This is a genomic window from uncultured Polaribacter sp. (assembly GCF_947503855.1).
Classification (GTDB): domain Bacteria; phylum Bacteroidota; class Bacteroidia; order Flavobacteriales; family Flavobacteriaceae; genus Polaribacter.
In genome coordinates, this window is sequence record NZ_CANNFF010000002.1 from 97657 (window position 1) to 119469 (window position 21813).

Consider the following 21813-nt stretch of genomic DNA (forward strand, 5'->3'; position numbering starts at 1 on the left):
AAAAAAAACAAATATTTTTAGATATGATTAAATTCCTGCTTTTCTAGCAGGAATTTTTATTTTCTAGGATGAAAACTTTCTACAACTTGCTTTAAATAAGTTTTGTCTACATGAACATAAACCTCTGTTGTGGTAATACTTTCATGACCAAGCATTTGTTGGATGGCTCTTAAATCGGCTCCATTTTGTAGTAAATGTGTTGCAAAAGAATGTCTTAAAGTATGTGGACTTATTTTTTTTTGAAGATTTATTTTTTGTGATAAATCTTTTAAAATCATAAAAATCATTTGTCGCGTTAAACCTTTACCGCGTCTATTTAAAAATAAAGTATCCTCAAAACCTTTAATAGCTTGTATTTGGTTTCTAATAGTGTTTCTGTATAAATTTACAAATTTTATGGCTTCATTATGTATAGGAACGTAACGTTCTTTGTTTCCTTTTCCTAAAACACGTATAAAACCTTCCTCAAAAAACAAGTCTGATATTTGAAGAGAAATTAACTCGCTAACACGTAAACCACAACTATACATTATTTCTAAAATAGTTCTGTTTCTTTCTCCTTGTGGATGACTTAAATCGATGGCTGCAATTAAATTATCAATTTCTATAGGTGATAGTGTATCAGGCAATTTTCTTCCTATTTTTGGTGTTTCTAGTAAATCTGTAGGATTGTTATCTCTATAATCTTCAAACACCAAATAATCAAAAAAACTTCGAATACCAGAAATAATTCTAGCCTGACTTCTAGGGTTAACAAATTTGGCAGTTTCGTAAACAAACTGTTTTACAACATCACTATTAATAGAAATAGGAGACATGTTTATTTCTTTTTCATGTAAAAAAAAATATAACTTTTCTAAATCTCTAGAATAACTATCAATAGTATTTTTTGATAGGCCTCTTTCGATCTGCATATACATTTGGTAGTCTTTAATTGCATTGTGCCAGTTCATGAAATTAAAGATAAAAAAATATTAAATAGTAACGAGTATATTCAAAATAAAAATTATATTTGATTAAACTAAAAAAAAAAAATTATGAAAAAAGTATTATTTATTGCTGTATTAGCAATTTTAGGATTAGGAAAAGTAAATGCTCAAGAAGCTGCTTTTGGTGTAACTGGTGGGTTTCACAATTTTACAATTAGTCTGTCGGAAGATAATGCATCAGCATCAGAAAGTTACGCAGGATTTTTTATAGGTGTTTTTGCAGATTTTATCATTTCTGATAAATTTAGTATTCAACCAGAATTACAATATGCAGCAGTCACTGTAGAGAATGAGACTTTAGATGAGTTAATTATTCCAATTGCAGTTAAATATTATGTAGCAGAAAAATTTTATTTACAAGCAGGTCCTCAGTTCGATTATGTTATGGAAGAAGACTCAGAAGGTATAAATAAATTTGGTGTTGGTTTTCTTATTGGTGCAGGTTTTGACTTTACCGATAAACTATTTGCTACAACAAGGTACTCTTTTGGGTTAACTAATAGAGTTGAAGGTACTCCCTCTGGTTTATCTTCTAGATTTAATACTTTTCAAATTGGCTTAGGTTATAGATTTTAAAGAAAAATAATAAGTTCTCAAAAAGGAAGTCTTTAAGGCTTCCTTTTTTTGTTTAAAAAATGTATTTTTACTTTATGAAATTAATTATTATAAACGGACCCAATTTAAATCTTTTAGGTAAAAGAGAACCAGAAATTTATGGTTCCAAAACTTTTGAAGACTATTTTAGAGAATTAAAACTACAATTTAACAAGGTAGAATTGTCTTATTTTCAATCTAATATAGAAGGAGAAATTATAGATAAATTACACGAAGTAGGTTTTAATTATGATGGTATTATTTTAAATGCGGCAGCCTACACACATACATCTGTAGGTATTGGTGATGCAATAAAAGGTATAGAAGTACCCGTTGTAGAAGTACATATTTCTAACATACACGCTCGTGAAGATTTTAGGCAACACAGTTACATATCACCCAATGCTAAAGGTGTTTTATTTGGTTTTGGCTTAAAAGGTTATAACTTAGCAATTCAAAGTTTTCTTTAGTATCAAAATTTACAACTTTATTATTAATTTTAGCAAACAAAAAATAGCTGCGAGCTATTTTTAATTGCTCAACACTTTTTTATCAATTAGATTCTATAAAAAATAGACAACCCTTTTACATTTGGCTGTAATTTGTGCTTTAGTTAATAAAGAAAAAATACTTTCTTAGGTTTTAAAATTTTTATAAAAAAAATTACTAAAGTTTTATTTTTTTGAGTTTAATAAAAATTGATAAAGAAATATATACCTCACAAAAAACAAGAATATCAAAGGGATTATAGCTATTGGAAAAACCTGAATTTTAAAAATCCACAATACAGTAGTTAGTAATAAAAACACTAAAAGAATTTCTATATATTTTTGAAACCATGTTTTTGAGATATTTTTAGACAATTTAAAAGCCAAAATTAAGTTCGGTAAAAATGCCCACAAAATATTAAAATTATTAGGGGCAGTTTTGTGTGATGAAAATACCCACAAGTACACCAAAATTAAACCAACAAAGCCAGTGGTAAAAAATACTAAAAAATCTGCTATCTTAGTTCTTTTATTGTTTTTAAAGTCTATATAAGTTATAAAGACTCCAATAAAAGCAATAAGTGTAAAGAGTGTAATTGGACTAAATAGGTTAAATTTAGAGTTACTTTTCTCTTTAAAATTTAACAATACATCTTCTCTTAATACAAGTTGCTTGTTTTTGTCATTATTACTTTTTACAGTTGCATTTTTAAAAAGCGAATACACATAATCTGGCAAATACATATATGCTTCTGATTTTCTTTTTTCATCTAAAATAATACCTGCAATTAAATTGATGCCTAAATTTCCCCAAGAATTAAAGTAAAGTTCTTGGTTCATTAAATTTCTTAAAGATTTATAATCCCCTATATCTTTATTTTTAAACTGGACGTCATTTTTAAAAACGTATTTGGTAATATCTCTAAGTTTTGTGGCACAATTATTAAAAAAAGGATCATATAAATAAGTTGCATTTTCTTTTAAGGTATTGGTTTCTAAATAGTTAAAATAAGCTTGTTTTTGTTGTTGATTTAAATTTAAAACTTGCTGTTTTACCCAACGTTTTTCCTTTTTGTAAGTATTTAAAAAATATTTAAAATCGTATTTTGCGAGTAAATAATACATTTTACCTTGCGCAAAATTGGTGTAAAAATTAGGAGCATTAAAATCGAAAATACCATAATTATAAATAATATCTAAATTTAAAACGGGGTCTTTAATTCTGATAGCAGAGTGTCCAAATTTTTCATATAATTCATCTCCTGGACCAGCTGTAATAATAGAAATTTCTGAATATACAGAAAGGTTTACTTGTGCTTTTTGTAATTGAATTGCGAAAAATATAAATAGCAGTGATAAGAAAATATTTTTTTTCATAAAAAACTAAGGTCTAAGAAATAGAAAATCGAAAGTAATAGAAAAAATATTAGAATATAACGCATTACCAACACTACCAATGTTTGTAAGTGCATAATCTACTTGTATGCCTTTATAGTTAAAACCAACTCCAAAATTGGGTTGTAATGATAGTGATTTTGTATTGTCAAACTGTGTAATGTATTGAAAATTACCAACTCCAGCTCTTAAATATACCAATTGGTCATAATCTACTTGAAACCCAACAGCTGGATTGATACTTGCTACATCTGAAGAAATGATATCATTTGTTTTTGCAAATCTTACATTAACATCTACTTCTGTTAAAAGGTTAAAAAAGCGTCCAATTCTAAAATCTTTGGCAACACCTACTTGTAATTTTGGCTTTGTAATTTCTGTGGTTTCTGGTAATTCTTGATTTTGCCCAGGGATGGCGTTTTTTATTTTATCAAATTCAGTTTCATTAATTGCCCAACTATTAAAAGTAGTTGTAATATCTCTAGCCATGATGCCAAATTTCCAATTATTTCTTTCAAATTGAAAACCAGCATCAAAACCAAAACCCCAAGAGGAAGCAAAATTACCAATGGTTCTTCTTACAATTTTAGCATTTACTCCAAATTTTACATCTTTAAAAATTAAATTTCTAGCATAAGCAAAATTAAAGGCATAATCTGCAGCCGAAAAAAGACTAATTCTATTAAAATCTATATTTCCTTCACTATCAATTAATTCTGTTGTATTTAAAATATCATCTACCCCAAAACGAATTATAGAAATACCCACAGCACTTTCTTTGTCTATTGGCATTGCAAAAGCAGCGTGATTATAGTTAGCAATACCTGCAAAATAAGAGGCATGCATTAAAGAACCTTGATAATCTTCTATACCCACCAATCCTGCAGGATTCCAATAAATAGCATTTACATTGTTGGTGGTTGCTACTACAGTTTTACTCATTCCTAAGGCAGCTGCATCTACACCAATATTTAAAAACTCGTTGGAATAACTCCTAAATACTTGCGCATTTAGTAAGTAACTTGTAAATAAAAAAGTAAGTATGAATTTAATTTTCAAGGGTCTATTTTTCTTTAACAAATATCTAAAATACTTATAAAATAACAGATGTTTTTACAAGTTATTGTTTAATGGATTTTAATTTTGATATTTTCTTCTATAAACCTTGTAATTCTTTTTTCTAACCAAGTATTTTCATAAGGTTTAAAAGAACTCATAAAGCCTACATGACCACCAAAATTAGGTATTTCTAAAAAGAAATATTTAGATTGTATTGCCTCTTTTCTAGGATAACACTCTGCTGATAAAAAAGTATCATCTTTGGCGTTTATTAGTATTGTAGGTCTGTCTATTTTAGAAATATAAGGTTTAGAACTTGCTTTTTTCCAATAATCGTCTGGGCTTTTAAATCCAAAAACGGGCACCGTATATAAATATTCTAAATGTTTAAATTTTGTAGCTTTAAAAAGTTTGTCTTTGTCTAAATTAAATTCTGGAAACTTATATGCTTTTTCTAAAACCTTGTTTTTCATCGTTTTAAAAAACATTTCTACATACAATTTATTTTTTAATTTTTCCATTTCTACTTCTGCAGTAGCAATATCGATAGGTACAGAAACAGCAATAGCTCCTTTAATTTTATCAGATAATTTCTTTTGATATTCACCCATATATTTTAGAGTTAAATTTCCTCCTAAGCTAAAACCTATCAAAATTAAATTTTTATAATCATATGAATTTAAAAGGTGATTCACTATAAAGTCAACATCCTCAGTTTTACCACTATGGTAGGTTGCTAATAACAAATTATCTTCTCCACTACAACTTCTTAAATTAAAACAAACAGTATCTAACCCTTTGTTATTTAAAAAGTTAGAGGTAGATACCATATATTTAGATTCTGAACTTCCTTCTAAGCCATGTATTAACAAAACCAAGGTTTCTGAACCTACCAAAGAAAAATCTAAATCTATAAAATCCTCATCCCAAGTGGTAACTCTTTTTCTAAGATAATTACAGGTATCCTTCATAAAAAGTGGCCTATACATAGTATTAAAATGACCATTTTTAAAAGGTAAAGTAGGAGAGAAGTCAGATTTTAAAATTGGCATAGCAGTAAATTAATCCTATTTTTTAAAAATACATAAAAAAAGACAATATTAGAAAACAACCCAATTTCTATTTCTTATTTTAGCTTTTTATTCCAATTTATTATGAAAAAACATATTCCTAATTTATTAACACTTGGTAATCTTTTTTGCGGAATGATTGCCACAATTTTTGCAGTACATGGAGTTTTTGAAATTGCAGCACTTTTTGTTGTATTGGGTATCTTTTTTGATTTTTTTGATGGATTTTTAGCGCGTTTACTAAATGTTTCTGGAGATTTAGGAACACAATTAGATTCATTGGCAGACATGGTTACAAGTGGTGTTGTACCGGGTATTATTATGTTTAGTTTGTTATCTCCAAACGATTATTTTGGGTCAAGTTTTGAAGAAACTGAAAAGATGATTTGGAGTGGAGTAAAAATAGCTCCTATTCAATTTTTAGGTTTACTTCTAACTTTAGGTGCTTGTTACAGGTTGGCAAAATTTAACATAGACAATAGACAAACCGATTCATTTATAGGTTTGCCAACACCGGCTATGAGTTTGTTTGTAATTTCTTTACCTTTAATTCAACAATTTTCAGATATTGAATTTATACAAGATTTAATTTCTAACAACTACTTTTTAATTGCAATTACCCTAATTTTAACGTATTTAATGAATGCTGAATTGCCTTTGTTTTCATTAAAATTTAAAGAATATTCAGTTAAAAATAATTTGCTAAAATATTTATTTTTATTGGTTTCATTAGGAATGATTATCTTCTTACAATACCTTTCAATCCCATTAATTATAACGCTTTATGTAATTTTATCAGTATTTTATAAGGATGGAAAAAAAACAACAGTTTAAATCGATAAGACCTTTTATTGGTACTAAAGACTTTGAGAAATCTAGAGCTTTCTATACAGAATTAGGATTTTTAGAATTGGTTTTATCAGAAAACATGTCTGTTTTTAAGGTTGATGAAAAGTTGAGTTTTTATTTACAAAAAGCCTATGTAAAAGATTGGGTAGATAATACAATGCTATTTTTAGAAGTAGAAAATGTTGAAGCGTATTTAGCAATTTTAAAAGCTAAAAAACTTACAGAAAAGTTTAAAAAAGTAAAGCTTTCAAAAATTGTAAATAACGATTGGGGTAAAGAGTTTTTTTTGCATGATCCCTCTGGAATTCTATGGCATATAGGTTGTTTCTATTGAAAAATCTTCTTCTTTTTCAACTCAAAATCTTTACCTAAATATACTTTACGTACCATTTCATCTGCAGCTAATTCCTCTGGTGTACCTTCTTTTAAAATACTACCATTATACATTAAGTATGTTTTATCTGTAATCGCTAAAGTAGCTTGCACATCATGATCTGTAATTAAAATACCAATATTTTTATTCTTTAATTGAGCAACAATACTTTGTATATCTTCTACAGCAATTGGGTCTACACCAGCAAAGGGTTCATCTAATAGAATAAAGTTGGGGTCAGAAGCCAAACAACGTGCAATTTCTGTTCTTCTTCTCTCTCCACCAGATAATAAATCGCCTCTGTTTTTTCTTACGTGGCCAATATTAAATTCTTCTATTAAAGATTCTAATTTTATTTTTTGTTCTTTTTTAGAACGTCCTGTAAATTGTAAAACAGACATAATATTATCTTCTACAGATAGTTTTCTAAATACAGAGGCTTCTTGTGCCAAATAACCAATACCTTTTTGTGCACGTTTGTACATGGCATCTTGTGTTATTTCTTCATCATTTAAAAAAATAGTGCCAGCATTGGGCTTAATCATACCAACAATCATGTAAAAAGAAGTTGTTTTTCCAGCACCATTTGGTCCTAACAAACCAATAATTTCTCCTTGCTGTACTTCTAAAGAAATGCCTTTTACAACTTTTCTACTTCCATAAATCTTCTGAATGTTGTCTGCTTTTAAAATCATTTGTTAAATAGGTGTAATTGTATAACTATTGAAACGTTTAATTGTTGTTTTTGTAAAAGTAATAAAGAATATTGATAGGAAATCTTAAATCACTCACAAACGTTTAGACATTTATATGATGAAATCATTCATTAATTAAGCTTCTTTATTTTCAAGAAACTCCCAATATTCTACAGCTCTTCTTAAGTGAGGTATAACAATAGTGCCCCCCACTAAATTAGCAATAGACATAGTTTCCATCATTTCTTCTGTAGTTACCCCATTTTTTTTAGCTGCTTCTAAGTGATATTGTACACAATCATCACACCTTAAAACTGCTGAAGCTACTAGGCCTAAAAGTTCTTTTGTTTTAACTGGTAAATGTCCTTCTTTAAAGGCATTTGTATCCAAATTAAATATTCTTTTGATAACTTTATTATCTGACGCTAGAATTTTATCATTCATTTTAGAACGATAATCATTAAACTCTTGGACTTTTTTGTGCATTTTTTTGCTGTTTTTTAATGACCATTTTAGAGACTTTAATACTTACTTCGTATAAAATAAGTATTGGAATTGCTACAATTATTTGGCTAGCAATATCTGGAGGCGTAATAATTGCTGCTAAAATTAACACAACAACCAAAGCATGTTTTCTGTATTTTTTTAAAAATTCTGGGGTTACCAAACCAATTTTAGTTAAAAAATAAACCAAAACAGGTAATTCAAACAACACAGAAACGCCTAGTAACATGTTGGTTACTAGCCCTATGTGAGAGTCCATAGTAAAATTATTCTGTATTAAATCTGTAATTTGGTAATTGTATAAAAAATGAATAGATATAGGCGCAATTACATAAAAACTAAAAGCGATTCCTATAAAAAATAAAAATGAGGCTATAAAAATAAAACCTCTTGAGTTTTTAATTTCTTTATCAGTTAAACCAGGAGAAATAAAACGCCAAATTTCCCACAACAAATAAGGAAAAGAGAGTACAATACCTAAAATTAATGAAGACCAAATAGAGTTCATTAACTGTTGTGTAGGTTTTAAACTGATTAAATTGTCTTTAAAAGTAACATCGCAAAAGGTACTATCTATACCCAGCATATTAAAAAAATCGCAAAAAAGTTGGTAGGTAATAAAATCTGGTTTTCTGTGTGCTAATAAAAAGTGTTCGTATACTTCTTTTTGAAAAACAAATAATACAATAGCTATAATAAATATAGCTGATGCACTTCTAACCAAATGCCATCTTAATTCTTCTAAATGTCCTAAAAAAGACATTTCTTTTTGTGCTTTTGCCATTAGAAAATACCTTCTTTTATTAAATCATGTAAATGTACAACACCTACATAGTTATTATAATCATCTACAACTAATATTTGTGTTATATTATTATTTTCTAGCTTTTCTAAAGCTTCAACAGCCATAGCATCTTTATGGATAGTTTTTGGGCTTTTACCCATAATATTTTCTGCCAATAAATTATTAATATCTGTTGTTTTACTTAGCATTCTTCTTATATCACCATCTGTAATAATACCCACAAGTGTATTATTTTCTAAAACAGCAGTTACTCCAAGACGTTTTTCAGAAATCTCTACAATTACCTTAATAACAGAGTTTTTTATATCTACTTGTGGTTTTTCGTTGTTTTTAATAAGATCAGAAACCCTTAAATATAGTCGTTTACCTAGTGCACCACCTGGATGATATTTTGCAAAATCTTTACTAGAAAATCCTCTTAAATCTTGCAAACAAACAGCCAAAGCATCGCCCATAACTAATTGAGCAGTGGTACTAGTTGTTGGCGCTAAATTATTAGGGCAAGCTTCTTTTTCTACAAAAGTATTTAAGGTAAAATTTGCATTTTTACCTAAAAAGGAGTCAATATTTCCAGTAATGGCAATAATTTTATTTCCGTAGTTCTTAATTAGTGGTACCAAAACTTTAATTTCTGGGGTGTTTCCACTTTTTGATAAACAAATGACCACATCATTTTGCTGAACATTTCCTAAATCCCCATGAATGGCATCTGCAGCATGCATAAAAATAGCAGGTGTACCGGTAGAATTTAACGTTGCTACTATTTTTGTAGCAATATTGGCGCTTTTTCCAATTCCTGTAACAATTACTCTACCATTTGAATTTAAAATGTAGTTTACAGCATTCTCAAAATTACTATCTAATAAATTTTTCAAATTTGCAATTGCATTACTTTCTAGTAATATTGTTTCTTTTGCAGTTTGTAAAATTGGTTTCGAATTTTTCAATGGATTTGTATTTTATCAGAATAAAAAAAAGTTATATCTTTAGATTAAGAAACGAGCAAATTTACTATAAAAAATAGTTACAACAAATAATAAAGAAAGTTTGTACATTGTTTTTAATTTAAAACGAATATTAAATAAATGGATTTACATAGTCCTTTAAAAAAGTTCTTCGGATTTAACAAATTCAAAGGCTTACAGGAGCAAGTTGTTAAAAGTATTGTATCGGGTAATAATACCTTTGTTATTATGCCAACAGGTGGTGGTAAATCTCTCTGTTACCAATTGCCAGCTTTAATGCAAGAAGGTACAGCAATTGTGGTTTCACCATTAATTGCTTTAATGAAAAATCAGGTTGATGCTATTAGAGGAATCTCTGAACATAATGGGGTTGCTCATGTTTTAAACTCCTCTTTAAACAAATCTGAAGTTGCGCAAGTAAAAGAAGATATTGCAAACGGCATTACAAAGCTTTTATACGTAGCACCAGAATCTTTAATAAAAGAAGAATATGTTACGTTTTTAAGAACTCAAAAAATTTCTTTTGTAGCTATTGATGAAGCCCACTGTATTTCTGAATGGGGTCATGATTTTAGACCAGAATACAGAAATTTAAAACATATTATAAAAGCAATAGATAACGTTCCTGTAATTTGTTTAACAGCTACTGCTACAGAAAAAGTACAAGAAGATATTTTAAAAACGTTAGGAATTACAGAAGCAAATAGATTTAAAGCTTCTTTTAACAGACCTAACTTATTTTATGAAGTAAGACCAAAGACTAAAGAAGTAGAAAAAGACATTATTAGGTTTATAAAACAAAGACAAGGAAAATCTGGTATTATTTATTGTTTAAGTAGAAAAAAAGTAGAAGAAATTGCTCAAATATTACAGGTAAATGAAATTAATGCTGTTCCTTATCATGCAGGGTTAGATGCTAAAACACGGGTAAAACACCAAGACATGTTTTTAATGGAAAATTGTGATGTTGTAGTTGCTACCATTGCTTTTGGTATGGGAATAGATAAGCCTGATGTGCGTTATGTAATACATCACGATATCCCAAAAAGTTTAGAAAGCTATTATCAAGAAACAGGTAGAGCAGGACGCGATGATGGAGAAGGGTATTGTTTGGCATTTTATGCTTATAAAGATATAGAAAAGCTAGAAAAATTTATGGCAAGCAAGCCAGTTGCAGAACAAGAAATAGGTCATGCGTTGTTGCAAGAAGTGGTAGGTTATGCAGAAACCTCTATGAACAGACGCAAATATTTATTGCATTATTTTGGAGAGGAGTTTGATGAAGTAAAAGGAAAAGGTGCAGATATGGATGACAATTCTAGAAATCCGAAGAAAAAGCATGAAGCTAAAGAGGATGTTGCAAAACTTTTATCTGTTATTAAAAACACATTGCAAAAATATAAATCTAAAGAGATAGTAAATACGTTGGTTGGTAAAGAAAATGCTTTATTAACTTCTCATAAAACGCATTTACAGCCTTTTTTTGGTATTGGTAAAGATAAAAAAGCCTCTTACTGGATGGCTTTAATTAGACAAGTTTTAGTAGTAAATTATATTAAAAAAGAAATTGAGCAATATGGTGTAATTAAATTAACAAAAAAAGGGGCGCATTTTTTAGAGCAACCGACTTCTTTTTTAATGACTGAAGACCATTCTTATTCTGCTGAAAATGACAATACAATTATTACCAATGCAAAATCTGCTGGTGGAACTGCTGATGATAAATTGATAAAACTTTTAAAAGATTTACGCAAAAAAGTAGCTACCAAATTAGGTGTACCACCTTTTGCCGTTTTTCAAGATCCATCGATAGATGATATGGCTTTAAAATACCCAATTACTTTAGAAGAATTATCTAAAGTACATGGTGTTGGAGAAGGTAAAGCAAGAAAATTTGGTAAAGATTTTATAAAATTAATTGCACAATATGTAGAGGATAATGATGTACTAAGACCAGATGATTTAATTGTAAAAAGTACCGGTACAAATTCAGGGTTAAAGCTATTTATTATTCAAAATACTGACAAAAAACTTCCCTTAGATGACATGGCAAAGTCCAAAGGGTTAGAAATGGAAGAATTGATAAAAGCAATGGAAGCTATAATTTTTTCTGGAACCAAGTTAGACATCAATTATGCATTAGATGATTTATTAGATGAAGATCAGCAAGAAGAAATCTATGACTATTTTATGGAAGCAGAATCTGATAAAATACAAGAAGCTTTAGACGAGTTTGATGGTGATTATGATGAGGAAGAACTTAGGTTAATGCGTATTAAATTTATTAATGAAGTTGCGAATTAAAACAGATACCTTTTATCAATTTTATATTTAATAAGCATTTTTCTACAAGGTAAGTTTTGTTTTAAAGTCTTATTTTTTCTTTAAGTATTTGTTGTTTTTATTTTTTTCAAATATTCATTAATATGTCAAAAAAACATAAATCTATTAACAAATAGGCATGTCACTTTCAATAAAAATTTGCAAAAATCTATAATGTAAAAATGGTTAACATTATTCCCAATAAAATTGCCATAAATTTTTGTAAATTAAATTTATGATTTTCTGTAGTTTCAAAGAGAATAATTGTAGAAATATGTAAGAAAACACCAATAATTATAGCTGTAATTTCAGTGTAATACGTTTTGAAAAAGTCAATTTTATCACCAAATAAAACCCCTAAAGGACTCATGAATGCAAACACTATCAAAAAACTAAAAATTATCTTTTTAGAATAATTAGTGTGAATTAAAAAAGTAGTTAACACAATTGCAATAGGTATTTTATGCACTACAATGGCCCACAATAAATTACTATCTGCATTGTGTATTGGCAAACCTTCAGAAAATGCATGTATACATAAACTAAAAAACAATAACGTTGGGAATTGTTTGCTATCAGAATGCATATGAATATGGCCATGTTCTGCACCTTTAGAAAAAGATTCTAAAACAGACTGTAAAATTATACCAGCAAGAATAAAAACACCAATAATTTTGCCATCAGCACTTGTTGTATAAACATCTGGTAATAAATGTAAAATGGTTACAGAGAGTAAGTAAGCACCGCTAAAAGCTAGTAGTAAACGAACAATTTTGTTACTTGGTTTTATTAAAAATACTAGTAAAGCCCCAAAAAAAACTGCAGTTATTAAAAATATATAACTCATTTTGCCACTATAATTAATCGATTAGAATTTTTAGCATCAAACTTATTTAATTGATAATTGCCAAAAACATGTGTTATTTTAAAACCTATTTTATCTAAAAAAGTGGTCATTTTTTCTAAATCTAAATATTTTACACGTTCTGTAAAATGATGATTTTTTCCATCTGCAAAAAATGAAATATGTTTTAAAATAAATCCCTCTTTTATTTCTCTTTTAATGTAAAAAGTAATGTTATCTACAATTTTAGTTTCTTGGGCAACCAAATTGTTTTTTACAAAAGTTGCATTTAAAAAATCAAACACAAAAAGACCATTTTTTGTTAAACCGTTTTTAATGTTTTGTAAGGTTAAAATATCCTCTGCATCATCTTTAAAATAACCAAAACTGGTAAACAAATTAAAAACAGCATCATACCTGTTATTAAAAGGTTTACGCATGTCATGTAATTTGAATTTTAAAAGGTCATTTTCAAACCTTTTAGCTGCTTTTATACTGTTTTCAGATAAATCTCCACCCGTAACTTTATAGCCTAAAGAATTTAAAAAAACAGAATGACGCCCTTTACCACATGGTAAATCTAGAATATGAGTACTTTTTGGTAACTCTAAAAAAGAGGTAATGTTACGCATAAATAGCTGTGCATCATCATCATTTCTATCTTTATATAATATGTGGTAGTAAGGTGTATTAAACCAATCTACAAACCAATCTGTTGTTTTCATACTTAAAATAATTTGTAAATGTAACTAAATCTTACTTGCTAAAAAATCAAATTTAGAATTTCTAATAATTCCTATTTAGAAAGTGTATTTTTGCAATCAATTTTTATGAGTATGAACAGAGATTTTAAAATGACAGCAACCACCCTTTTTGGTTTAGAAGGTGTATTAGCTAACGAACTTAAATTATTAGGGGCACAAGATATAAAAGAAGGTGTTAGGAGCGTTTCTTTTAGAGGCGATAAAGGTTTTATGTACAAAGCCAATATTGCCTTAAGAACTGCAGTGCGTATTTTAAAGCCTATAAAGACTTGTAAAATTTACGATGAAGAAGATTTGTATGAAGCCATTCAGAAAATAAAATGGGAGAATTATTTAGATGCAGAAGGGACTTTTGCTATTGGTGCAGTTGTAAATTCTAAAAACTTTACTTCCAATTCGCATTATATTTCTTTAAAATCTAAAGATGCCATTGCAGATTATTTTAGACACAAATATCATAAAAGACCCAATGTAGATTTAAAATATCCAGATGTAAAAATTCATGTTCATATTCAAAAAGACTGGTTAACAATTTCTTTAGATTCTAGTGGAGATTCTTTACATAAAAGAGGATATAGAACAGCCACTAATATTGCACCTATAAACGAAGTTTTGGCAGCAGGTATGGTTTTATTATCTGGTTACAGAGGCGATGAAAATTTTATAGATCCCATGTGTGGTTCTGGAACCATTTTAATAGAAGCTGCAATGATTGCCAACAACATTCCGGCAAACATCAACAGAAAACTTTTTGCTTTTGAGCATTGGAAAGATTATGATGAAGATTTATATTTTACCATACAAGATGCCTTGCTAAAGAAAATTAGAAGCTCGCACTTTAAAATTATGGGTTTTGATAAAGCACCATCTGCTGTACAAAAAGCTAAAGCCAATATAGAAAGCGCCAATTTAGACGAATTTATTGGTGTACATCATGTGAATTTTTTCAACTCAACAAAAGAAGTTTTTGGCAATACCACCATTTTGTTCAATCCACCTTATGGAGAGCGTTTAAATATAGACACTCTAGAATTTTACAAGAAAATTGGCGATACATTAAAACACAATTACCCAGGTTCTACAGCTTGGTTAATTACTTCAGATACCGATGCTTTAAAGTCTGTAGGCTTAAGAACCTCTAAAAGAATTGCTCTTAAAAATGGCGATTTAGATTGTAAGTTTGTAAAGTATGAATTGTATGAAGGTAGCAGAAAAATAAAGCCTCGTAAAGATGAGGCTAACTCAGATGGGTAGATTTTTTTTAGTAATTAACCTTTTTTTAATGACATTAATTATATGCAATTTTTACTAGAATGATAGATTGGTGTCAATACATGATTTTATTTTTGTTACTGATAATCAATACTTAAAACCTTATAGTTTTTTATCCAATAAAAAATATCTTTTAAAATATGTTTGTGACCTTTATTTTTTTAATAAATCATTATTAAAAATCTGATACCCCAAAAAAAGTTACTATTTGTTTTCAAATTATTGTTTACAATCTAACGATTTTTATGTAGTTTTGATAGCTAATAAACATATAAAAATGTCAGTTCGAGTGATTCCGATTTTTCATCGGAATTGTATCGAAAACTTTTTTAAAGTGAAGACTTTTTATTTTTTATCATTTCAAAAGAAAAACCAAACGAAGTGACAAACCACTTTATAGACCTTATTTTACCCATTCCACTTCAAAAAACGTTTACCTATTCCGTAACAGAAGACGAAGTTAATTTTTTACAAAAAGGAATGCGTGTAGCTGTTTCTTTTGGGAAAACAAAAATGTACACAGGTTTGGTTTTTAAGATCCATACAACAGCACCTACTTTGTATGAAGCCAAAGAAATCAATCAAATTTTAGATGAAACACCTATTGTAAGTGAGCAACAATTACAACATTGGCAATGGATAGCAAATTACTACATGTGTGCTTTAGGCGATGTTTATAGAGCATCTTTGCCATCAGCTTTTTTACTAGAAAGCGAAACTATTATTTACAAAAACGAGGCTTTTACAGACGATGTTTCTTTAGAAGACAACGAGTTTCTTATTTTTGAGGCGCTGCAACATCAATCTCAATTAACCATTCATCAAGTTGCTGCTATTTTAGGTAAGAAAAAAGTAATGCCTATTGTAAATGAGCTCATAAAAAAATCTGCCATTTATATAAAAGAAGAAATTTACGAAACCTATAAACCTAAGTTGGTAAAATATGTTCGTTTACATGCAAATTATAATTCAGATGCTTCTTTAAATGCCTTATTAGAAGAGTTAACTAGAGCCAAAAAACAAAGAGAAGCCGTTTTAACATTTTTTCAATTATCAACCACAAAAAAACCAATAAAAGCGATAGATTTAGAAACTGCAGCCAATGTTTCATCTTCCATTTTAAAATCTTTGGTAACTAAAAATATCTTCGAATTTTATCACATACAAAAAGATAGAATCAATTTTAAAGGAGATACCAACGATTTAAAAACCTTAAACGAATTCCAGTCAAAAGCGCTTTCAGAAATTAAAGAAACGTTTACAACAAAAGATGTTACATTGTTGCATGGTATTACAAGTTCTGGTAAAACAGAAGTGTATACAAAACTAATTCAAGAGGTTTTAGACACTGGTAAACAAGTATTGTTTTTACTTCCAGAAATTGCCTTAACAACGCAAATTATAGCGCGTTTAGAATTTTATTTTGGGAATCAAATTTCTGTATTTCACTCAAAATATTCTATGAACGAAAGAGTAGAAGTGTGGAACAATGTTTTGGAAAACAAAACAAAAGCACAAATTATATTAGGGGCAAGATCTTCGGTTTTTTTACCTTTTTCTAACTTAGGGTTAATTGTGGTTGATGAAGAGCATGAAACTTCTTACAAACAATTTGAGCCTTCACCAAGATACAATGCTAGAGATGCTGCTATTGTTTTGGCAAAAATACATCAAGCAAAAATATTGCTAGGTTCTGCAACACCATCGTTAGAAACCTATTTTAATGCACAGCAAAACAAATACGGTTTTGTAGAATTAAATAGGCGTTTTGGAAATGTTCAATTACCAAAAATTGAGTTGATTGACGTTAAAGAAAAACATAAAAAAAGAGAAATGAATGGTCATTTTTCTGATAGAATGCTCAAGTTAATTCAACAAGCTTTAGACGAAAAAGAGCAAGTTATTTTATTTCAAAATAGGCGTGGTTATTCGCCAGTTGTAGAGTGTAAAACCTGTGGTGTTTCTCCAGAATGCCCAAATTGTGATGTTACTTTAACGTTTCATAAATACAAACATGAATTACGTTGTCATTATTGCAATTATCAACGTGCAATGCCTAATAGTTGTGCTGCTTGTGGTAGCAATACTTTAGATACCAAAGGCTTTGGAACTGAGCAAATTGAGCTGGAATTAAAAGAGCTATTCCCCGATTTTAAAATCGGTAGAATGGATTTAGATACCACTCGAGGCAAATTTGGTTATCAGAAAATAATAGGTGCTTTTGAAGCTAGAGAAATAGATATTTTAGTAGGTACACAAATGCTCTCAAAAGGTTTAGATTTTGAAAATGTGTCTTTAGTAGGTGTTTTAAATGCAGACACCATGTTAAACTTTCCAGATTTTAGAGCGCATGAAAGAGCGTATCAAATGATGGTACAAGTTTCTGGTAGAGCAGGTCGTAGCAAAAAACAAGGCAATGTTGCTATACAAACTTACAATCCATATCATAAAATATTGCAACAAGTTTCTACCACAAATTATATAGAAATGTATAAAGAACAGTTGCAAGATCGTTGGCAATACAAATATCCGCCTTATTACAGATTGATAAAAATCACTCTAAAACACAGAGATTACAACAAAGTTGATACAGGTGTAAATTGGCTATTTAAAGCTTTATATAATGTTTTTGGAGAGCATGTGTTAGGTCCCACAGCTCCTGCTGTTTCAAGAATCAGAAATCAGTATATTAAAAATATTGTAATTAAAATTTCACCAAAACAAAGTTTAGCAAATACCAAAAACTCAGTTTCTAAAATTAAAAATACTTTTGAAGCTGTTAAAGACTTTAGACCTATTCGTTTTATTATTGATGTGGATGCGTATTAGGTAGGTTTTTGGTTTATAATTTTTGATTACTTTTTTTGTATTTAGTTATTTTACTAAAACTATCAACCAAAAACTAAAAGTCATTTTTTTTTTTTTCCACAAAGCAACCTTTTTTAAACTTTGGGAGTCTATATATTTGTAAGGCAGTAAAAATAGAATCTAAGAGGCTTGAAAATTATACCATTGCATAACCAAAAATCACTTATTAAAAAAGCAAGTGATCATGACAGAGAAGCGCAAAAACAATTATTTGAGCAATTTTCTCCTAAAATGTTGGGCATTTGCAGGCAATATGTAAAAGATTTACATCACGCAGAAGATTTAATGTTACAAGGATTCTTAAAAGTCTTTACCAATTTAGCTAAGTTTAAACACGAAGGGAGTTTTGAAGGCTGGATTAGAAGAATTATGGTGAATACCTGCTTTTCTTACCTCCGAAAAAAAAATGTAATAAATCTATCTGATGAAGATTATGTATTTAATGATACAGCAACAGAAAGTTTAGAAAATACTTCTGTAGAAGATATTCAAAAACTGATAGATCAATTACCAGAAGGATATAAAATGGTATTTAATTTATATGCCATAGAAGGTTATAAACACTCAGAAATTGCCCAAAAGTTAGGTGTTTCTGAAAGTACATCAAAATCGCAATTATTTAAAGCACGTAAATTATTGCAAGAAAATTATCTTAAAATGAATACAACAATTCATGAAATCAAATAAAATAGATACTAATATAAAAGAAAAGTTAGCAAACAGAACTTTTGAACCCTCAGCTTCTGCTTGGGAACGTTTGTCTACTCAATTAGACCAACAGTCAAAGCAACAAAAGAAGGGTTGGTTTTTTTATATAGGGTATGCAGCAAGTATTTTGGTGCTAATTTCTATAGGAATTTATCTTTTTTCTGATAAAGAAGAAGTAATTATACCAGAAAACATCATAGTAGATACACCTATTGATACTGTAATTATTAAAAATAAAATTGATAAAATTTTAAATGAAATTCCTGTAGAGGAAGTCATTGTTAAAAACGAGAAAAAAGTAAAAGAAATCAAACCTAAAAATGTCAGTTCGATTACAGAGAAAAAATCAAAGAAAAAAGTAAATACAATTGCAAATAATGTAAATATTATTAAAAAGGAAATCAATAAAAAAGAAATTAAAAATAAAGTAGCTGTATATATTGATGATCTAAAACCATTAGTAAAGAACCAAACCGTTGCATCTAAAATAGTAAACAATACAAATAGCCGAATTAAAGTAAGTGGAGCAGATTTATTATATGCTGTAACGCACACAGAAACAGAAGTAAAAGCCTATTATGCAAAGCTTAATGTTACAAGAGATGACGTTTTAAAAACGATTAAAAGTGAGCTTAAAAAATCGAATTTAAAAGTGAATCCTGAAACCATTTTAGCAGAAGTTGAAAGTACTATAGATGATGATTTTTTTCAGAATAACTTTCTAAAATCGCTTAAAAGAAGAGTAACAGACATAGCCTCTGCAATTGCTAGTAGAAATGATTAATTATATTGTTAACTTAAGCAGAAACAAAGATCTTGAAAAAATAATAAAATTTAAAAATCAAAAAAACATGAAAAAAATATTACCAATAGTATTCTTTTTTGCATCATTAGTTGTTGTTGCACAAGAAAAAACCTTTGAAAAAGAAGTCGCAAAAATTTCTAAAAGAATTGAGTTGATTACAAAAAAACAGAAAGATTCTTTAAAAACCAAAGTGCTAGAAATTGACAAAAAACTAGAAAAAGGAGAAATTACAAAGCCAACTGCAGAAACTTTAAAGAAAGAATTAGCGGCTTATCATGCAAAGCAAATAGAACTAAAAGTTGGTGAGCAAGAACATCTGTTACAGTTATTGGTGCAAGATAAAACCAATGGTAAAATAGCAAGTTCTTCAAATAAAAATTTTAGTAATAATGACGAAATAAACACATTCACAGTTGGTAATAAAACGTTTCGTTTTACTGTTGATAGCGATAATGGTGATACTAGTAGAAATAAGGAAAAACAGCATAGATCTAACAGAAGAAACAGAAGTACCACTACACAATTTGTATTTGCCATGGGGGTAAATAATGTATTGCAAAACAACCAACTATCTTCTTTAAACGATTCAGAATATCAATTTTGGCGCTCTCGTTTTTACGAGTTAGGTTTTACTTGGAAAACAAGGTTTTCTAGAGAAGCTTCTCAATTATACTTCAAGTATGGTGTTTCTTTTCTTTGGAATAATTTGCGCTTGAAAGACAATCAATATCATGTAAAAAATGACGATGTAACAGAAATTCAAGTCTTTTCACAAAGTTTAAAAGATAGTAGATTACGACATGTACAAATGAATTTCCCAATACATCTAGAGTGGGATTTATCTAAAAATAAAAAATACAAAGATGGTTTTGTATATGATAAAAGAAACAGATCTGTAAAAATTGGAGTAGGAGGTTTTGCAGGTTTTAAGTTAGGAACAAGGCAATATTTAGAATATTCAGATCCAAATAATGGAGACATAGAACAAGTAGCTTACGATAATTTTAACATGAATATATTTAATTACGGTTTAAGCACTTACGTGGGATATAGATCTACTAGTCTTTACGTAAAGTACGATTTAAATCCACTATTTAAAGATACAGAAATAAGAAATATTTCTATGGGGATTCGTTTTGACCTAAATTAAAAGAACATATAATTTTTATGAAGAGGATTGAGAAAAATTATTATGACATCTCAAAGAGATAAATAAAGCATTTGATCTCAAAAAAAATAGCTAAACAATTTGTGTTTAGATAGCTGTAATTATTAAAAAGTTATTATATTTGCACCCTTAAAAATAAACAATAAATATTTAATTATGAATCATTACGAAACTGTTTTCATTTTGAATCCCGTTTTATCTGATACTCAGATAAAGGAAACAGTACAAAAGTTTGAGGACTATTTGGTTTCTAAAGGTGCCGAAATGATTTCTAAAGAAGATTGGGGCTTAAAAAAATTAGCGTATCCAATCCAAAAGAAAAAAAGTGGTTTTTATCACTTATTTGAGTACAAAGTAGCTGGTGAAGAAATTGCTGCATTTGAGTTAGAATTTAGAAGAGATGATAGCGTTATGCGTTACCTTTCTGTTAGATTAGACAAACATGCTGCTGCTTGGGCAGAGAAAAGAAGAGAACGTGTTAAATCTACTAAAAAATAAGACATGGCAACAATAGAACAACAAGCAAAAGGAGGTAAATCTGCTGACGTTAGATATTTAACGCCATTAGATATAGACACTAAAAAAGAAGCAAAATACTGTAGATTTAAAAAGAAAGATATCAAGTATATCGATTATAAAGATGCAGACTTCTTAATGTATTTAGTAAACGAACAAGGTAAAATTTTACCAAGACGTTTAACAGGAACATCATTAAAATATCAACGTAAAGTTGCGCAAGCAATTAAAAGAGCGCGTCATTTAGCGTTAATGCCTTACGTTGGAGATCTATTAAAATAATAAATACGTAGAGACATGGAATTGATATTAAGACAAGACGTAGAAAATTTAGGTTTTAAAGATGATGTTGTAACTGTAAAAAATGGTTATGGTAGAAACTTTTTAATACCTACTGGGCAAGCTGTTTTAGCTACAACTTCTGCAAAGAAAGTATTAGCAGAAAATTTAAAACAACGCGCTTATAAAGAAGCTAAATTAATAGAAGATGCTAACAAAATAGCAGAAGTTATTAAAGGATATGAAATTAAAATTGCATCTAAAACTGGTTCTGGAGACAAATTATTTGGTTCTGTAAACAACATAGATTTAGCTGCAGCTTTAGCAAAAGAAGGAACAGAAGTTGACAAGAAATTCATTAAAGTTGTTGGTGGTTCTGTAAAAAGATTAGGTAAATACGACGCATCTGTAAGATTACACAGAGAAGTAGTTGCTGATATTACTTTTGAGGTTGTTGCTGAATAGTAACAAACTTTTACAC

The 21813-nt window shown here is 28.8% G+C and carries 23 protein-coding genes; 13 read left to right on the forward strand and 10 right to left on the reverse strand.

The window, feature by feature from the left end; all coding sequences use genetic code 11:
• Positions 1–56 precede the first annotated feature (56 nt).
• The gene (gene xerD / locus Q0662_RS01850) at positions 57–953 is read right to left on the reverse strand and encodes a site-specific tyrosine recombinase XerD (protein WP_298946606.1); all 897 of its coding nucleotides are present in this window, start codon (positions 951–953) and stop codon (positions 57–59) included.
• 84 nt (positions 954–1037) lie between these two features.
• Between xerD and Q0662_RS01855 the strand changes: the two genes are divergently transcribed.
• Entirely contained in the window at positions 1038–1565 is a 528-nt protein-coding gene (locus tag Q0662_RS01855) for a porin family protein (protein ID WP_298946608.1), read from the forward strand.
• 74 nt (positions 1566–1639) lie between these two features.
• A complete protein-coding gene (gene aroQ, locus Q0662_RS01860) occupies positions 1640–2053 on the forward strand; it encodes a type II 3-dehydroquinate dehydratase (RefSeq protein ID WP_298946610.1) in 414 nt (137 codons plus the stop codon).
• Positions 2054–2257: 204 nt separating this feature from the next.
• Here aroQ and Q0662_RS01865 read toward each other — a convergent pair whose 3' ends face one another.
• From Q0662_RS01865 to Q0662_RS01875, 3 genes are all read right to left on the reverse strand, one after another.
• Positions 2258–3448 (reverse strand): DUF4105 domain-containing protein, encoded by a 1191-nt coding sequence (locus Q0662_RS01865; protein WP_298946613.1) that lies wholly within the window; start codon positions 3446–3448, stop codon positions 2258–2260.
• Positions 3449–3454: 6 nt separating this feature from the next.
• Complete coding sequence (locus Q0662_RS01870) at positions 3455–4519, reverse strand: PorV/PorQ family protein (protein ID WP_298947025.1); 1065 nt, start codon at positions 4517–4519, stop codon at positions 3455–3457.
• A 74-nt stretch (positions 4520–4593) separates the two neighbouring features.
• Positions 4594–5577, reverse strand: coding sequence for an alpha/beta fold hydrolase (locus Q0662_RS01875; protein WP_298946615.1), 984 nt, complete (start codon positions 5575–5577; stop codon positions 4594–4596).
• A 102-nt stretch (positions 5578–5679) separates the two neighbouring features.
• On the opposite strand from Q0662_RS01875, the gene Q0662_RS01880 reads away from it, so the two are divergent.
• Both Q0662_RS01880 and Q0662_RS01885 read left to right on the forward strand, forming a co-directional pair.
• Positions 5680–6429 carry a CDP-alcohol phosphatidyltransferase family protein gene (locus Q0662_RS01880; RefSeq protein ID WP_298946617.1) on the forward strand — a complete coding sequence of 250 codons (750 nt, stop codon included), beginning with the start codon at positions 5680–5682 and terminating at the stop codon, positions 6427–6429.
• Positions 6407–6778: a glyoxalase gene (locus Q0662_RS01885; protein ID WP_298946619.1), complete on the forward strand. Its 372-nt coding sequence runs from the start codon at positions 6407–6409 to the stop codon at positions 6776–6778. Before Q0662_RS01880 ends, Q0662_RS01885 begins: the two co-directional genes overlap by 23 nt.
• On the opposite strand, the gene lptB is transcribed toward Q0662_RS01885, so the two are convergent.
• From lptB to Q0662_RS01905, 4 genes are all read right to left on the reverse strand, one after another.
• Positions 6772–7512: an LPS export ABC transporter ATP-binding protein gene (gene lptB, locus Q0662_RS01890; RefSeq protein ID WP_298946621.1), complete on the reverse strand. Its 741-nt coding sequence runs from the start codon at positions 7510–7512 to the stop codon at positions 6772–6774. The two genes, Q0662_RS01885 and lptB, sit on opposite strands and share 7 nt — an antisense overlap.
• Positions 7513–7647: 135 nt before the next feature.
• Complete coding sequence (locus tag Q0662_RS01895) at positions 7648–7998, reverse strand: carboxymuconolactone decarboxylase family protein (protein ID WP_298946623.1); 351 nt, start codon at positions 7996–7998, stop codon at positions 7648–7650.
• Positions 7973–8800: a twin-arginine translocase subunit TatC gene (gene tatC, locus Q0662_RS01900; RefSeq protein WP_298946625.1), complete on the reverse strand. Its 828-nt coding sequence runs from the start codon at positions 8798–8800 to the stop codon at positions 7973–7975. Before tatC ends, Q0662_RS01895 begins: the two co-directional genes overlap by 26 nt.
• Complete coding sequence (locus tag Q0662_RS01905; RefSeq protein ID WP_298946627.1) at positions 8800–9768, reverse strand: KpsF/GutQ family sugar-phosphate isomerase; 969 nt, start codon at positions 9766–9768, stop codon at positions 8800–8802. The genes tatC and Q0662_RS01905 overlap by 1 nt, the downstream gene beginning before the upstream one ends.
• A gap of 138 nt (positions 9769–9906) precedes the next feature.
• On the opposite strand from Q0662_RS01905, the gene Q0662_RS01910 reads away from it, so the two are divergent.
• Entirely contained in the window at positions 9907–12090 is a 2184-nt protein-coding gene (locus Q0662_RS01910) for an ATP-dependent DNA helicase RecQ (RefSeq protein WP_298946630.1), read from the forward strand.
• Positions 12091–12277: 187 nt separating this feature from the next.
• On the opposite strand, the gene Q0662_RS01915 is transcribed toward Q0662_RS01910, so the two are convergent.
• Both Q0662_RS01915 and Q0662_RS01920 read right to left on the reverse strand, forming a co-directional pair.
• The gene (locus tag Q0662_RS01915) at positions 12278–12955 is read right to left on the reverse strand and encodes a ZIP family metal transporter (protein ID WP_298946631.1); all 678 of its coding nucleotides are present in this window, start codon (positions 12953–12955) and stop codon (positions 12278–12280) included.
• Positions 12952–13677, reverse strand: coding sequence for a bifunctional 2-polyprenyl-6-hydroxyphenol methylase/3-demethylubiquinol 3-O-methyltransferase UbiG (locus Q0662_RS01920; RefSeq protein WP_298946633.1), 726 nt, complete (start codon positions 13675–13677; stop codon positions 12952–12954). The genes Q0662_RS01915 and Q0662_RS01920 overlap by 4 nt, the downstream gene beginning before the upstream one ends.
• A gap of 111 nt (positions 13678–13788) precedes the next feature.
• On the opposite strand from Q0662_RS01920, the gene Q0662_RS01925 reads away from it, so the two are divergent.
• The 8 genes from Q0662_RS01925 (at position 13789) to rplI (ending at position 21797) form a co-directional block, all read left to right on the forward strand.
• Positions 13789–14970, forward strand: a complete 1182-nt coding sequence (locus Q0662_RS01925; protein WP_298947027.1) for a class I SAM-dependent RNA methyltransferase — start codon at positions 13789–13791, stop codon at positions 14968–14970.
• 399 nt (positions 14971–15369) lie between these two features.
• Entirely contained in the window at positions 15370–17817 is a 2448-nt protein-coding gene (gene priA, locus Q0662_RS01930) for a primosomal protein N' (RefSeq protein WP_298946635.1), read from the forward strand.
• Positions 17818–17985: 168 nt separating this feature from the next.
• On the forward strand, positions 17986–18543 hold the full coding sequence (locus Q0662_RS01935; protein WP_298946638.1) for a sigma-70 family RNA polymerase sigma factor: 558 nt from the start codon (positions 17986–17988) through the stop codon (positions 18541–18543).
• Positions 18530–19348, forward strand: a complete 819-nt coding sequence (locus Q0662_RS01940; protein ID WP_298946640.1) for a hypothetical protein — start codon at positions 18530–18532, stop codon at positions 19346–19348. The genes Q0662_RS01935 and Q0662_RS01940 overlap by 14 nt, the downstream gene beginning before the upstream one ends.
• A 67-nt stretch (positions 19349–19415) precedes the next feature.
• Entirely contained in the window at positions 19416–20519 is a 1104-nt protein-coding gene (locus Q0662_RS01945; protein ID WP_298946641.1) for a hypothetical protein, read from the forward strand.
• Positions 20520–20693: 174 nt separating this feature from the next.
• Positions 20694–21035 (forward strand): 30S ribosomal protein S6, encoded by a 342-nt coding sequence (gene rpsF, locus Q0662_RS01950; protein ID WP_138535038.1) that lies wholly within the window; start codon positions 20694–20696, stop codon positions 21033–21035.
• Positions 21036–21038: 3 nt separating this feature from the next.
• Positions 21039–21335, forward strand: coding sequence for a 30S ribosomal protein S18 (rpsR, locus tag Q0662_RS01955; protein ID WP_298946645.1), 297 nt, complete (start codon positions 21039–21041; stop codon positions 21333–21335).
• Between the two features lie 15 nt (positions 21336–21350).
• Entirely contained in the window at positions 21351–21797 is a 447-nt protein-coding gene (gene rplI / locus Q0662_RS01960) for a 50S ribosomal protein L9 (protein WP_298946647.1), read from the forward strand.
• The last annotated feature ends 16 nt before the right edge of the window (positions 21798–21813 follow it).